Annotated in this window: 8 protein-coding genes and 4 pseudogenes; 10 read left to right on the top strand and 2 right to left on the bottom strand. The window is 51.7% G+C overall.

Annotation, left to right across the window (positions count from 1 at the left end; genetic code table 11):
- Position 1: 1 nt before the first annotated feature.
- The 5 genes from nifJ to A4S02_RS05445 all read left to right on the top strand — a co-directional run bounded on the left by nifJ (position 2) and on the right by A4S02_RS05445 (position 8,771).
- Positions 2-3,589, top strand: coding sequence for a pyruvate:ferredoxin (flavodoxin) oxidoreductase (nifJ, locus tag A4S02_RS05465; RefSeq protein ID WP_070323184.1), 3,588 nt, complete (start codon positions 2-4; stop codon positions 3,587-3,589).
- A gap of 17 nt (positions 3,590-3,606) precedes the next feature.
- Complete coding sequence (locus A4S02_RS05460; RefSeq protein ID WP_070323183.1) at positions 3,607-4,617, top strand: dihydroorotate dehydrogenase-like protein; 1,011 nt, start codon at positions 3,607-3,609, stop codon at positions 4,615-4,617.
- Between the two features lie 8 nt (positions 4,618-4,625).
- Positions 4,626-5,642 carry a bifunctional enoyl-CoA hydratase/phosphate acetyltransferase gene (locus A4S02_RS05455; protein ID WP_070323182.1) on the top strand — a complete coding sequence of 339 codons (1,017 nt, stop codon included), beginning with the start codon at positions 4,626-4,628 and terminating at the stop codon, positions 5,640-5,642.
- Between the two features lie 29 nt (positions 5,643-5,671).
- Complete coding sequence (locus A4S02_RS05450; protein ID WP_019088432.1) at positions 5,672-6,874, top strand: acetate/propionate family kinase; 1,203 nt, start codon at positions 5,672-5,674, stop codon at positions 6,872-6,874.
- A gap of 100 nt (positions 6,875-6,974) precedes the next feature.
- The gene (locus tag A4S02_RS05445) at positions 6,975-8,771 is read left to right on the top strand and encodes an AsmA family protein (protein WP_228142466.1); all 1,797 of its coding nucleotides are present in this window, start codon (positions 6,975-6,977) and stop codon (positions 8,769-8,771) included.
- On the opposite strand, the pseudogene A4S02_RS05440 reads toward A4S02_RS05445, so the two are convergent.
- Positions 8,748-9,014, bottom strand: a pseudogene (locus A4S02_RS05440) (transposase); the annotation flags it as partial. The gene A4S02_RS05445 and the pseudogene A4S02_RS05440 overlap by 24 nt on opposite strands.
- Positions 9,015-9,092: 78 nt before the next feature.
- On the opposite strand from A4S02_RS05440, the pseudogene A4S02_RS05435 reads away from it, so the two are divergent.
- The 3 genes and pseudogenes from A4S02_RS05435 to A4S02_RS15610 all read left to right on the top strand — a co-directional run.
- Positions 9,093-10,043: pseudogene (locus tag A4S02_RS05435) on the top strand (IS5 family transposase); the annotation flags it as partial.
- A gap of 75 nt (positions 10,044-10,118) precedes the next feature.
- Positions 10,119-11,504: an IS1380 family transposase gene (locus A4S02_RS05430; RefSeq protein ID WP_070323181.1), complete on the top strand. Its 1,386-nt coding sequence runs from the start codon at positions 10,119-10,121 to the stop codon at positions 11,502-11,504.
- A 184-nt stretch (positions 11,505-11,688) separates the two neighbouring features.
- Positions 11,689-11,841, top strand: a pseudogene (locus A4S02_RS15610) (IS5/IS1182 family transposase); the annotation flags it as partial.
- A gap of 234 nt (positions 11,842-12,075) precedes the next feature.
- Here A4S02_RS15610 and A4S02_RS05425 read toward each other — a convergent pair.
- Positions 12,076-12,639 (bottom strand): annotated as a pseudogene (locus A4S02_RS05425) (IS5 family transposase); the annotation flags it as partial.
- 244 nt (positions 12,640-12,883) lie between these two features.
- Between A4S02_RS05425 and A4S02_RS05420 the strand changes: the two are divergent.
- Positions 12,884-13,630: an AI-2E family transporter gene (locus A4S02_RS05420; protein ID WP_228142465.1), complete on the top strand. Its 747-nt coding sequence runs from the start codon at positions 12,884-12,886 to the stop codon at positions 13,628-13,630.
- Entirely contained in the window at positions 13,527-14,543 is a 1,017-nt protein-coding gene (locus A4S02_RS05415; protein WP_228142501.1) for an IS110 family RNA-guided transposase, read from the top strand. Before A4S02_RS05420 ends, A4S02_RS05415 begins: the two co-directional genes overlap by 104 nt.
- Positions 14,544-14,862 lie beyond the last annotated feature (319 nt).

Genomic DNA, 14,862 nt, shown 5'->3' with positions numbered 1-14,862 from the left:
AATGGAGAATGTCATGACCGAACAACTCCAGACAATGGATGGCAATACATCTGTTGCGCATATTGCTTATCGTGTGAACGAAGTATGTGCGATTTACCCCATTACGCCCTCATCCCCCATGGCAGAACTGGCAGATACGTGGTCTGATCAAGGTGTGCAGAATATCTGGGGTGAAGTGCCTGTTGTGCAGGAAATGCAGGCAGAAGGTGGTGCAGCAGGGTGTGTGCACGGTGCTTTGCAAACCGGGGCGCTTACCACAACTTTTACGGCCTCTCAGGGCCTTATGCTCATGCTGCCCAATATGTTCAAAATTGCGGGTGAGCTGACATCAACAGTTTTCTATGTGGCAGCGCGTGCACTGGCGGCTGGTGCTTCCTCCATTTTTGGTGATCATCAGGATATCATGGCCATCCGTACAACCGGGTTTGCTATGTTGGGTGCAGGTTCTGTGCAGGAATCTCATGATCTGGCGCTGGTTGCACAGGCTGCCACTTTGGCTTCACGTATTCCCTTTATCCATTTTGCAGATGGTTTTCGTACTTCACACGAATATAACAGCCTTTCTGTGGTATCGGATGATATTATCCGCCAGATGATAGATGATCGGTTGGTGCATGCACATCGGCAACGGGCGCTTAACCCAGAACACCCGTTTATTCGTGGTACGTGGCAAAACCCGGATACCTATTTTCAGACCAGAGAAGCCGTTAATCCGTTTTATGAGCGCGTGCCGGCCATTGTGCAGGAGGCAATGGATAAGTTTGCGTCTCTTACAGGCCGCCAATATGATCTGTTTCATTACACAGGTGCGCCAGATGCGGAGCGTGTGGTTATTTCCATGGGCTCCGGCTCCGAAGTGGTGCGGGAAACAGCAAAGTGGTTGAACGCACAGGGTGAAAAAGTAGGCGCGTTGCAGGTGCGCCTGTTCCGACCATTTTCTGCAGAGCATTTCTTGAAGGCTTTACCTGCAAGCGTAAAATCTATTGCAGTGCTAGATCGTACCAAAGAGCCCGGTGCTCCTATGGAACCATTGCATGCAGATATTGTAAGCGTGTTGGCTGAAGGGGTGGAGAATGGTCAGTTCCCACATATGCCGCGCGTGATAGGTGGGCGCTATGGCCTTTCCTCGCGTGATTTCAGCCCAGCCATGGCACGAGCCGTTTTTGATGAATTGAAGAAACCCACACCCAAAAACCATTTTACAGTGGGGATTATTGATGATGTTTCCTATACACATCTGGAATATGATGAAACTTTCGATATAGAACCAGAAAGCACTGTGCGCTGCCTGTTTTACGGCCTTGGCGCAGATGGCACAGTGGGGGCTAATAAGAACAGCGTTAAAATTCTGAGTGAAAAACCGGGCTGGTATGCGCAGGCTTATTTTGATTATGATTCCCATAAGTCTGGGGCAGAAACGGCATCTCACCTACGGTTTGGTAAATCCCCCATTGAGGCGCCATATCTTATCCGTCATGCAGATTTTGTAGCCTGCCATAAGTTCGATTTTCTGTTCCGGCGCGATATTTTAGGCGCGGCCAATAATGGGGCCACGTTTCTGCTGAACAGCCCCTATGCGGCAGACAAGGTTTGGGAGCAGTTGCCGCGCAAAGTGCAGGATCAGATTGTTGATAAAAAGCTGCGTTTTTTTGTGATTGATGCCTCTGATGTTGCGCTTAAGCTTGGTTTGGGGCCGCGCGTTAATACCATTTTGCAAACATGCTTTTTCCATCTCTCCAATGTTTTGCCCCCAGATGAAGCTATTGCGGCAATCAAGCAATCTATTCGAAAAACATATGGCGCAAAGGGTGATGCTGTTGTGCAGCTTAACTTCCGCGCAGTGGATGCCGCAGTGGCGGCCTTGCATGAAGTGGCTGTGCCAGCCAAGGCAGATGGCACATTGCCTATGCCGCCGGTTGTGCCTGCATCTGCCCCGTTGTTTGTGCAGCAGGTTACAGCAGAAATTATGGCGGGCAGGGGGGAGAGTATTCCTGTAAGCCATATTCCGGCTGATGGTACTTTCCCCGGAGGCACAACGCAGTACGAAAAACGCAATATTGCGGTAGAGGTGCCAATCTGGAACCCGGATACATGTATCCAGTGCGGACAGTGTAGTATTGTATGCCCCCATAGTGTCATCCGTGCCAAAACTTACGAAGACAAGGATCTGGATGGTGCGCCGGAAAGCTTCAAATCGGCTCCGGTGAATGCTCGTGGTTATCCAGATTCCCGCTTTACACTCCAGTTTTATGTAGAAGATTGCACGGGCTGTGGTGTGTGTGTTGAAAACTGCCCGGCGATTAACCCTGATGGTGAAACACGCGCCATCAATATGGGAGAAAAACTACCTATTCTGGAACAGGAACGCGGGAATATCGCGTTTTTTGAACACCTGCCAGAAGTGGACCGCGCCGCCATTAACGAAGCCAACGTACGCGGCGTGCAGTTTTTGGAACCTCTGTTTGAATTCAGTGGTGCTTGCGCAGGGTGTGGTGAAACACCTTACCTGAAACTCATCTCCCAACTGTTTGGAGATAGATTGCAGATTGCCAACGCCACAGGCTGTTCGGCTATTTATGCGGGCAATACCCCAGCACATGCATGGAAAGCCAATGCACAGGGGCGTGGGGTGGCTTGGTCAAATTCTCTGTTTGAAGACAATGCAGAATTTGGCCTTGGCTTCCGTCTGGCTGCGGATAAACAGGAATCTCTGGCACGGCAACTGTTGCAAAAACAGGCCGATATTGTGGGGCAGGATCTGGTAACGGCTATCCTGAATGCACCCCAGATTACAGAAAGCGAATTTGTGCTCCAGCGTGAGCGTGTGAGCGCCCTACGTGGCAAGCTAGAAGGTATAAATACGCCTGATGCCGCTATGTTGCTTTCTGTGGCAGATTTTCTGATCCGACGCTCCATCTGGATTGTTGGGGGCGATGGCTGGGCATACGATATTGATTACGGTGGCCTAGACCATGTGTTGGCGCAAGGGCGTAATGTAAACGTGATTGTGCTGGATACAGAGGTGTATTCCAACACGGGTGGACAATCCTCCAAAGCAACACCGCTTGGTGCTTCTGCCAAATTTGCGGCAGGTGGCAAACGTGTGCCGCGTAAGGATCTGGCTTTGCAGACTATTGCTTACGGCAATGTATATGTGGCCCAGATTGCGCTGGGAGCAAACCCGGAGCAGGCTATTATTGCAATGCGAGAAGCAGAGGCATACGAGGGGCCATCTCTTATTTTGGCGTATTCGCAGTGTATTGCGCATGGCATAGATATGCGTACGGGTATGAAGCAGCAGGCGCGAGCCGTAGCCTCGGGGTATTGGCCGTTGTTCCGGTTTGATCCTACCATGCGCAAAAGTGGGCTTAATCCGTTCCGGCTTGATTCAACGCGCCCACGTATTTCGCTGGAGGACTATGCGTATCGGGAACTGCGTTACAAAACGCTCACCCGTACACATCCAGAAAGTGCCGCGCATCTGTTGCATCAGGCGCAGGCGGCAGCCAACGAGCGCTACCGGATTTACGAAGATATGGCCGCCCGTGATGGCAGCCGCTTCCTCCCACATTGGGAAGATGTGAACTGAGGCGAGACGGGAGCATTATGGCAATGGATATTCGTACAAACTATCTTGGGCTGGAATTGGCTCACCCCGTCGTGGCTTCGGCATCTCCTTTAACGGCAGATCTTGAGGGTATTTTGCGTGTGGCAGATGCCGGTGCTTCTGCCATTGTTATGGCTTCTGTGTTTGAAGAAGATATTCAGGCACAGGAACTGGCAGAAGCCGCTTTGTGGGAAACGGGAGAAAATTCTCACCCAGAAGCTGCAGGATATTTTCCTGTCATGCATCATGCGTCTCCGCTGGATGGAAGGTTGGCAGTGTTGCGTAGTGCAGCAGAAAAGGCTGGTGTGCCTATTATCGCCAGCCTGAATGGCTGCACACCGGCAGGGTGGCTGCGTTTTGCCAAAGATATGGAGCAGGCAGGTGCGGCGGCCATAGAACTGAACTTCTGGCATGTACCAACCAATCCGGATGAAACAGGCGCACAGGTAGAAGAGCGCTGCATACAGGTGCTGCGTGATGTACGCGCACAGGTTAAGGTGCCGGTAAGCGTTAAGCTTTCGCCCTTTTTCAGCTCACCCGGCAATATGGTGAAGCGGTTATCAGAAAACGGAGCGGGTGGTATTGTTCTGTTCAACAGTTTTTACGAGCCCGGATTGCGCTCCTTAACGGATAGCGCAGAAGTGGATTTTGTTCCTAGCTCTGCTTACGAGTTACGGTTACCGCTTATGTGGGCGGCGCTGCTTTCAGAACGTTGTCAGGCTGATCTGGCAATTTCTGGAGGTGTCCATTCCGGCATGGATGTTGCTAAATGCCTATTGGCTGGAGCGGATGTCGCCATGGTGACATCAGTGCTGTTGCAGCAGGGGGGGCGCTATATTTCAACCCTTCTGGATGAACTGCGTGCATGGATGTCTATGCAGAATTTGGAGACTGTAAAGGAATTTAAGGGGCATATGGCAGCCAGAGGTACAGCGGTCCAAGCTGAAGACTTCCTGCGTACGCAGTATAGGCATATTTTATCTGCACATATCACTGATATTACCGAGTAATTATAAAGATGAATGATATGAACAATATTCTTTCTAGCAAGACGCAGATTTCACAATATACGCATGATACTGCGGAAATGCCGGGGAGTTCAGTGCCAACCAGCCATCAGGCGTTTGAGCAACTGGTCTCACGCGCTGTTCAATTGCCCGGGCAGGTGCCTGTCGGTATTGTCTGGCCGTGTGAACAACACGCCCTTGAAGGTGCCATGGATGCGGCGCAACGGGGTATTATTGAGCCTGTTTTGATAGGTGATAAGGGCACAATCACATCTGTGGCACAGGCAAGCGACATTGCATTGGATAAAGCTGTTTTTATTGATGCCGCAACACCAGCAGAAGCCGCCCAGAAAGCAACGGCTTTGGCAAAGCAGGGGCGTGTAAAGGCGTTGATGAAAGGCAGCTTGCATACCGATATCTTTATGCATGCAATTGTTGAAGCAGATAGCGGTTTGCGCACCAATCGGCGCATTAGCCATGTTTTTTTGTTGGCTGTGCCTGGATATGAGGACTTGCTGTTTGTAACAGATGCCGCCATTAATATTTTTCCGGATCTGGATGTCAAACGTGATATTGTTCAAAACGCGATAGACCTACACAACGGGTTAGGTTTGGGCGCCCCACGCGTTGCTATTCTTTCTGCTGTAGAAACAGTTAATTCCAAAATACCCGGAACAGTTGATGCTGCATGTTTATGCAAGATGGCAGAGCGCGGGCAGATACAAGGGGGCATACTGGATGGCCCCTTGGCCATGGATAACGCCGTAAGTATTGAAGCCGCAAAAATAAAGAACATTGTTTCACCCGTAGCTGGGCGTGCGCAAATTCTGGTGGCTCCAGATTTGGAATCCGGCAATATGCTGGCAAAAAATATGATTTTTATGTCTGACGCAGATTCCGCAGGCATTGTTCTGGGGGCAGCCGTGCCCGTATTACTTACCAGCCGGGCAAACAGTGTGCAGGCGCGTTTGGCTTCCATAGCCATTGGGGCGCTTTATGTCCATCATCTTGCCGGTGGGCAGAGCTGAAAACAGCCTCATAACAAGGAAGAGTATCCGTGCAGGATGTAGTTGTTGTTTTTAATAGCGGATCTTCAAGCCTGAAGCTGACGATTTACGCTTTCTCAGGCACGGTAGATCCGCAGGTTCTGCTGCATGGAGAAATTGAGGAGTTTCCCGATCACTCTCAGTTTACGGCCAAAGATGCCGAGGGAAAGCGTCTTGTACAGGAAAAATGGTCGGAAACGGGGTTGCATATTTTTAGCCATCTTTTCCATTGGTTTGAGCAGTATTCTGGCCAAGGGCGTGTGCTGGCTGTAGGGCACCGGATTGTGCATGGTGGGGCAAAATTTCTGCAACCTGTTAAAATTACGCTGGATACGCTCAAGCAGTTGGATAAACTTACGCCGTTTGACCCGTTGCATCAGGCCGCTACGTTGGCTCCCGCAAAAGCTATTTTTGAAAAGCGTCCTGATATTTTACAGGTGGCGTGTTTTGATACCACTTTTCATCAAACCATTCCGGAAATGGCGCGCTTGCTGCCACTTCCGCGCCGTTATGCAGAGCACGGCATACGCCGTTACGGGTTTCATGGTATTTCATACAGTTATATTGCAGCCCGCTTGGCAGAAACTAATCCTGCGTTAGCGCAGGGGCGCACCATTATTGCGCATTTGGGAAGCGGCGCTAGCCTATGTGCATTGCACCATGGTAAAAGCATGGAAACAACCATGGGGTTTTCCGCGCTTGATGGACTGATGATGGGTACGCGTTGCGGTGCTATAGATCCGGGTGCCCTGCTTTACATGGTGCAGTCTGAAAAAGCAGATTGGAAAACGCTGGTCACCACACTTTATCATCAATCAGGGTTGTTGGGTGTTTCGGGTGTATCGTCCGATATGCGTATTTTGCGCGCAACATTGGCGCAAAGTCAGGATACCTTACAGCGTAAGAATATTTCAGAAGCGCTCGGGTTATTTGTTTACAGGATTGTGCAGGAAATTGGTGCATTAACCGCCGTCATGGGTGGTTTGGATGGCATTGTGTTCACAGCAGGTATTGGTGAACATGATCAGAACCTTCGTGCAGATGTCTGTCAGGCTCTGGCATGGATGGGGGTGCAGATTGATGAAGCCGCCAATGCAGCTCATGCGCCGGTTATCAGCAAAATAGGTAGTAAAATAAAAATCTGTGTCATACCTACAAATGAAGAACTGCAAATCTACCGCAGCGTTCTTCCTTTTCTTGATTCAGGAAAATAAATTTAAATATATTCCTGATTTCAAGAAATAAATTTCCGTGGATATTTTGATAATATTTCTGCATTCTATTTCCTAATAAAGGATTGGGAAAGGTACTTGTATGCCCCGTTGGGTATGGTTGGCCGGAAGTGTTCTGGCTGTTTCCGCTGTGGCCGCTGGCGTGCTGGTTGCTGGCCTTCCACACTATAATCTGGCGCATATTGCCTCAGATAGAATAAGTGCGTCACTTGGCCGCAAAACCCAGATTGAGGCATTGCATGTGCGCTTTGGCTGGTGGGTTACACTAGATCTGGATAATCTGCATCTGGCCAACATTCCCCACGGTAGTCGTGCAGATATGATAAGCTTGAAGCATCTGCACGCTCAAATCCTGCTCAGTTCCTTATTTAACGGGCAGATGCAGGCGCGAGACGTGAAAATTGATGGGTTTTCAGGTTTGTTCGAGCGTACGCCTGAACGTGAACCGAACTGGCGCTTTGGCAAAAAGGCATCTTCTGCTCCATCCAAGCCAAAAGAACCTAGCGGTAAAATATGGTTTCCGGGGCTGCGTGATGCAGCCATTACGGATAGTGAGGTTATCTACCGCTCAGCGCATGGCCATAGTTACATAACAGGCCTTAAAGCGGTAGCTTTGCATTCAACAAGCGATAGCACACCATTAGTGATGGACGTGAACGGTGCGTATAATGGCACGCCCGTAACATTGCAGGCCAACATGCAGCCGATAGATGTTTTGCGCCAAGCGGGTAAGCCTTATGGAACAGATATTCATGCGGCATCGGGTGATTTATCTCTGCATCTGAACGGCAGCATGACAGATTTATTTGATTTTGATGGCATTGATGCAAAGCTGGATTTGCAGACAGCAACATCCCGCCCAATCATGGCTTTTGCAGGTGAGGCTGATAGCAAGATTACGCAACCTATTACGCTATCGGGACACTTCACGCATAAAGGGGATGTGTGGCACTTAGACCATACAACTGGTTCGCTTAAAGAAAGTCCCATCAGAAGTGCGGATGTAACATTTACAGAAGGTGCCTCAGGGCAGCCAGATAAGGTTGCTGGTTCCATGGCGTTTTCGCGCCTAAGCCTGAATGCTCTTTTGGGGAACTCTTCCGAAAAAAACAAAACATCTGCGAGCGGTATTGATGTGCCGTTACAGGTGCCTTTGCATCCTGATCCGCTTATCAATGTTACACTTGCGGCAGATACGGTGTTGTATAATGCGCTTGTTTTTAACCAAGCCCAAATCAGTTTAAGCCAAATGCCAGGCCGAGTGGATGTAAGTTCCATGAAGATGAATTGGCTTGGAGCGAGTATTCAGGCTTCAGGCCATTTGTTAGCCGGTCAGAAAGGCACGCGTGTGCAGGCTACAGTTAATGTAGATAATGGGGATATTGATCAGTTCCGTAAGCAGGCGGGGTTTTCGCCATTTCCGGTGGGGGGGAAGTTGAATATTCGCGTGCTCACGCATGCAGATAATATCCAAACTTTAAATGAAGCCTCGCGCCTAGCCAATGTAACGGCCGCTGTGGGCATGAATACAGGTACCATTTCGCGCGAAGTGATGGATATTGCCACAACGGATGTTGGGGCTCTCTTTCGCCAAAGTAAAGGTAAAGCGAATGTATCGTGCTTGTTGGGGGCGCTGGAAATGCACCAAGGCAAAGGTGTTGTGCAGCCATTACGCATAAAATCAGATGCAGGTAGTATTGTGGGAAAAGCCGAGTTTGATTTGAATAAAAAAGCATTTGAACTGGTTTTTGCCAGCAATGGTGCCAAAGGCATGCTGGCTATGGAAATTCCCGTTATGGTAAGCGGCTCTTTTAGCAGCCCACATGTAGGGCTGGCTAAGAGCCCTTTTGGAAATTCACGGATGAGCGTTTCGGCGTAGCATGAGGCTTCCCATGGCGATGTGGATCATGGCCTCTGCGACGTCGATCCGCTGTTCGTAGTCCTTCACAAGGCGACGCCAGCGGATCATCCAACCGAAGGTCCGTTCCACAACCCACCGACGCGGCAGGATTTCAAACCCTTTTGCTGTCTCTGACCGCCGGATGATCTCGACTGTGAAGTCGAGAAAAGTGGCCTTATCCATCAACTGGAGGCGGTCATAGGCTCCATCGGCAAACAGGTGGAGGGTTCTAAAAACCCCCTGGTTTTGAGGTCTTCTGTATGATTCTATTTCTTCTGCGTTGATTGAGGGAATGGCGATATGAAGCAGTCTGGTTTCTTTGATGTTGAAGAGCGTCTTGCCCGGCTGAGTGGGCTTGGCGATCAGCTCGAAGCGTTTTCCCGGACTGTGGATTTTGAAGCGTTCCGTCCTGATCTGGACAAGGCCCTGGCGTATTCCGATGGAAGCAAGGGCGGACGACCGCCATTTGATCCTGTGCTGATGTTCAAGATCCTGGTGATCCAGACGCTCAACAATTTGTCTGATGAGCGGACGGAATATCTGATCAACGATCGCCTCTCCTTTATGCGTTTCCTTGGGCTGGGACTTTCAGATCGGGTGCCGGATGCCAAAACGGTCTGGCTGTATCAAAAGCGTCTGACCCAGGCGGGTGCGATCGATGGGCTGTTCATCCGCTTTGATGCGACCCTGCGTAACGCCGGGTATTTGCCGATGTCAGGCCAGATCCTGGATGCCACGCTGGTAGCGGCTCCGAAGCAGCGGAACACCAATGCAGAGAAAGCGGATCTGCGAGCAGGCCGTATTCCTGAAGACTGGCAGGACAAACCCGCAAAGCTGTCGCACAAGGATCGTCATGCGCGCTGGACACTGAAGTTCACGAAGGCGAAGCGGCAGGATGATGGAACCATGCCATCCAGCGATCTCGCCATCCCGTTCTTTGGCTATAAATCGCATGTTTCCATCGATCGGAAATACCGGTTCATCCGCAAATGGAAAATAACGCATGCCGCTGCCAGTGATGGCGCGCGATTGAGAGAGGGGCTTCTGGATAAAACCAATACGGCCTCAAGTGTCTGGGCCGACACGGCCTATCGCTCAAAAGACAACGAAGACTTCATGGAAAAGCAGGGCTTTGTCTCCAAGGTTCATCGCAAAAAGCCGCATCTCAAGCCTATGCCCCGGCATATCCAGAAATCAAATGCTGGAAAGTCGGTCATCCGCTCGCGTGTCGACGCGGAAATCTCACGGAAGGGTTGTACATCGGGTTAGATTATGAAAAAGTCTATTTTGTGTAAAAGAATTTTTCATAAGCTATAAGAAAACCCGATGCAGACAGAGTGTAGCGCAGGCGTGTATGAGTTTCCAGCCTCCTGTGGACGGCGTGTTGTGGCCCGTTTTGACGGGGGTCGCATGAGTTCGGATGGGGGCGTCATTCTGGTGAAGCAGGCTGATGACATTCTGGGTCTCAGCCGCCGCTTTGCTGCCTGTTTTCGCGATAAGCGGCATCCTGCCTTTGTGGAATACCGGGTTGAAGACCTTGTCCGTCAGCGGATCATGGGCCTGGCACTGGGCTATGAAGATCTTAATGACCATGACGCTTTACGTCATGATCCTGTCATGGGTCTGGTATCGGGACGTCTGTCAGGAAGCCGGGCCAACTGTGCGGCACTGGCAGGAAAATCCACGCTGAACCGGTTGGAGCGCAGTGGGCAGCAGGCAGATCGTTACTGCCGCATCATTGCTGATCATGAGGCCCTGGCTACCCTGTTCGTGACGCTTTTCATGGACCAGCATGAGCGCGCACCCGCCCGGATCGTTCTGGATGTGGATGCCACCGATGACCGTATCCATGGCCATCAGGAAGGCCGGGCCTTTCATGGATATTACGGCCATAACTGCTATCTTCCCCTGTATGTCTTCTGCGGGGACCATCTCCTTAGCGCTACCCTGCGCACGGCAGACAGGGACCCGGGGAAGGAAGCACTGGCAGACATCCGCCGGATCGTGGAGCAGATCAGGAGCCGCTGGCCCCGGGTGCGTATCCTGGTGCGTGGGGACAGCGGTTTCGCCCGGGACAGTCTGATGACATGGTGCGAAGACAACCACGTTGACTTCCTGTTTGGGCTTGCAGGCAACACCCGCCTGTATGACCGGATTGCCTCTTTGTCCGCTGAGGTTCGTGACGAAGCCGCCACGACAGGCAGAGCTGCGCGCGGTTTCGCCTCCTTTGACTGGATCACAAAGGACAGCTGGACGCGCCGCAGGCGGGTCGTGGCCAAGGTCGAATGGCGCCATGGCAACCGCTATCATCGCTTTATTGTCACCACGCTACCGCAGGGAATGTCCGACCCCCGCCATCTCTACGAACAGATTTACTGCGCACGCGGGGATATGGAAAACCGCATCAAGGAATGCCAGATGGATCTGTTCTCAGACAGGACCTCGTCCCACACCATCCGGGCCAACCAGCTCCGGCTGTGGTTCTCGGCCGCAGCCTATGTCCTGCTGACCGCTCTGCAAAGACTGGCCCTTGGCCAGACCAGCCTGGAGACGGCGACCTGTGGCACCATACGCGCACGACTGCTCAAAATCGCGACACGTGTAACGCTCAGCGTCCGTCGGATTGTCCTGTCCATGCCGGACATGTTCCCCTGTCAGCATGAATTCGCCCTCGCTCATGCACGATTGCGAAGGCTCCGGCAGGCCATCTGAAGAAACAGACAGTGCACAGACCACATAGCTTCCACCAACACTGCCTTCTCAGGCCGTGACACCCTCACTGCGTTCAGAACCCGCCGCCAGAAGCAGAATATCGTCAATATTCCAGATCGGGCTCCTGTGGGATGACTGAATTCTACAAAATGACCCGAAATTGCCTCAAGTGTGAGAAATCCGCGTCGAGCATGTCTTTGCCGATCAGAAGTCACAGACGGGGCTGTTTGTCCGGACTGTCGGTATCAGTCGAGCCACCATGAGGATCGGGCTCGCCAATATCGTCTACAATATGCGCCGCCTCCTCTTCCTCGAAAGATTGAACGCGAGCGCATAGCCATCCAGCGAGAGACAACTCCCAATCTGCTCAAAACGCAGACTGGACGCCATCGCAAAAACCGTCAATCAAATCGCCAAAACCCAGAAATTACCGGCCAAGCACATCAATCAAGGGTTCTTCGATCCCTCCACCTGGAGGGTTCGAAAAAACCTATTTAAGGCTTTTTGTCTGCAACAATACCAATGGGTTATGATTTCATAATTGACCAAAAGGAGGGTTTTTAGAACCCTCCAGGTGCTTCACCCAAGGCCAGCGTTTGCGAATGGCATCAAGGATCATCTGTCCTCCTGCACTGTCCGAAATATCGGCTGTTGTCAGCTGGACCAGGAGAAGGCGGCCATCCGTATCAACTGCGATGTGACGTTTCCGACCGACGATCTTCTTGCCTGCGTCATAACCACGTGTCTTTGCGTGGGGTGCCTTGATACTCTGGCTATCAATGACACCACCCGATGGACTGGTTTCGCGTCCTGTCGCTTCACGATCGAGCATCAGACAGACATCATGAATGGTCTGGAACAGGAAACGGCGCATCAGCCTGCGGAACCACCAGTAAACCGTTTGACATGGGCCAAAATGAACCGGAAGCATCTCCCAACCGCAGCCTGAGCGCACGAGATAGCGCAGAGCATTGATGATCTCACGGAAATCGGTTGTCCGTTTCCGACCACGCCGGTTCGCAGGGGGCATCAGAGGCGCTATGCGCTCCCATTCCTCATCTGTCAGATCAGACGGATAGCGTTTCGTCTTGCGTGTAATTCCGGCCATGCGGCCTCGTTGTGCTGGCGTCCACATCCTGCCTTTGAATCACGCTCAAAACCTCTTGAAAACCTATCATAGCGAATTTCCAAAAGGGCTCTAAATGGTCTAGCCGCGGGCGAGAATTTTTGAAAGAAGCAGATATGGCGGCCTTTTTACCCCCTGAACTAAAAAGCTTTACGGCGGGTTCAGCCTGTGGCCGTGGGATGAATGCAAAATAATGATACCAAAAACATCTACTTCTGAACAAAAACCAGAATTGACTACAGGAACCCGGCCTGTGCTGGTTGCTCTGCTTGCCTGCACACTTGTGCTGGGGGCAGTGTGGATTTTAGAGCCTTTTATTCCCGCTCTTATTTGGGCAGGCACCATTGCCGTAACCATGTGGCCATTGCTGCTGCGTTTGCAGGCTTGGTTACATGGTAGCCGTAAAATGGCTATTTCCTGCACACTTTTGGTCGCTCTGGCCTTGTTTGTGCTGCCATTCTGGATGGCTGTTTCTACAGTGGTAAAGCATGCAGATGCGTTCAGCCGAATTGTTCCTTATATCAAGTCTTTAAAGTTACCTGATCTACCAGACAAACTGCTCCATCTACCTTTGGTAGGTGAATATTTGGGTAAATGGTGGCAGCATCTGCAAAACATGAAGCCAATGGATATTGTGCAGCAGGCTGTGCCGCAGCCAGATCAGATCATGCATTATCTTATGTCTTATGCGGGCAGCATTGGTATGCTTGCAGTGCAGTTTTTGCTGACTTTGATTATACTGGCGGCATTTCTGGCAAAGGCTGAATATCTTATCTCGACGCGGATTTCTTCTGTGATGGGGTGGACGGCTCCCAACGGCATCGCGATGTGCCAAGGTGAAGTCGTTGCAGAATTCACAGAGGAGGCCACCCATGGAACAAATTATCCGTATTGGCATGGACACGTCAAAAAGTGTTTTCCAATTGCACGGTGTAAACGCGAAGGAGCAGCCTGTTTTGCGCAGGAAGCTATCCCGCCGGGAGATGGTAAAGTTTTTTGAGAAACTGCCCCCGATTGAAATCGCGATTGAGGCCTGTGGCGCCTCCCATTACTGGGGGCGGGTGCTCTCGTGTCTGGGACACACAGTGAAGCTGATCGCGCCGCAGCTCGTGAAGCCTTATGTCAAGCGCGGGAAAAACGATGCCGCCGACGCGGAAGCCCTCTGTGAAGCGATGAGTCGGCCTACAATGCGGTTCGTCCCGCTCAAGAGCGAGGAAGAGCAGGCAGCGTTGATGCTGATTGGAATGCGGGCACGACTTATCCGGAACCGCACACAGCTCGCCAATACGATCCGGGGATATGCTGCCGAGTTTGGGATCACGGCGCCCAAAGGCATGTGCCGGATTGAGGCACTCCTTGATCGGATCGCTGCGGACGAAAGCCTGCCCACATTGACGCGCGAGTTGTTTGCCCTTCACGCAAAGGAATATGCTGAATTGCAAGGTGAAATCGAACAGCTTGAGGGCAAGGTGATGGCATGGCACCGCGCCAACGAATGCAGTCAGCGTCTTGCGAAAATTCCGGGCGTTGGCCCGATCGGCGCAGCGCTGCTGATGATGAAAACGCCTGATCCGCATCTGTTCAAATCGGGTCGAGCCTTTGCGGCCTGGATCGGATTGACGCCCAGGGATCACTCAACCGATGGAAAAACAAGGCTTGGCAGAATCACACGCGCTGGCGATGAGGTCTTGCGAAGCACGCTGGTGGTTGGCGCGACCGCAGTCGTGTCGCATGCCCGGCGGACCAATGGGAAGAATGCCTCATCTTGGTTACGTGAATTGCTGGAGCGCAAAAAACCGAAACTCGCAGCGGTGGCCCTTGCCAATAAGATTGCGCGGATTGCCTGGAAACTGATGGTCAGCGGCGAACACTATAAGCGCCTTCTGCAGCAACCCGGCGCAGCTGCTGTTTGAGCTTAGCCTGGCACGATGCGCTGACATTTGACGCTCTCGTGCCGAGCTGAGGTCGTGGCTTGCAAGTAATAGAGCAGATGGTGTGATCGATCGATCCATGGCGTGAGAAAACCCGTGGCAACCAGTGGTCATCAAAGACCGCTTCTGTGTTTGGGGCTCACGCTGCGGAAGCCATCTTGGCCAGCGACCCTATGGCCGCATCAACAGGCCGGACATATGGAAGCAAAGATCCGATCATTTTCTTGCCTAGCCCCTTGCAAGGGGGAGCCGTCCACATATGGTTGCCGTCCGTTATGCAAGAGTTTTCTGACCCATATTG

Origin of the sequence: Acetobacter ascendens, assembly GCF_001766235.1 — a bacterium.
GTDB lineage: Bacteria > Pseudomonadota > Alphaproteobacteria > Acetobacterales > Acetobacteraceae > Acetobacter > Acetobacter ascendens.
This window is presented reverse-complemented; position numbering and strand designations above follow the sequence as displayed.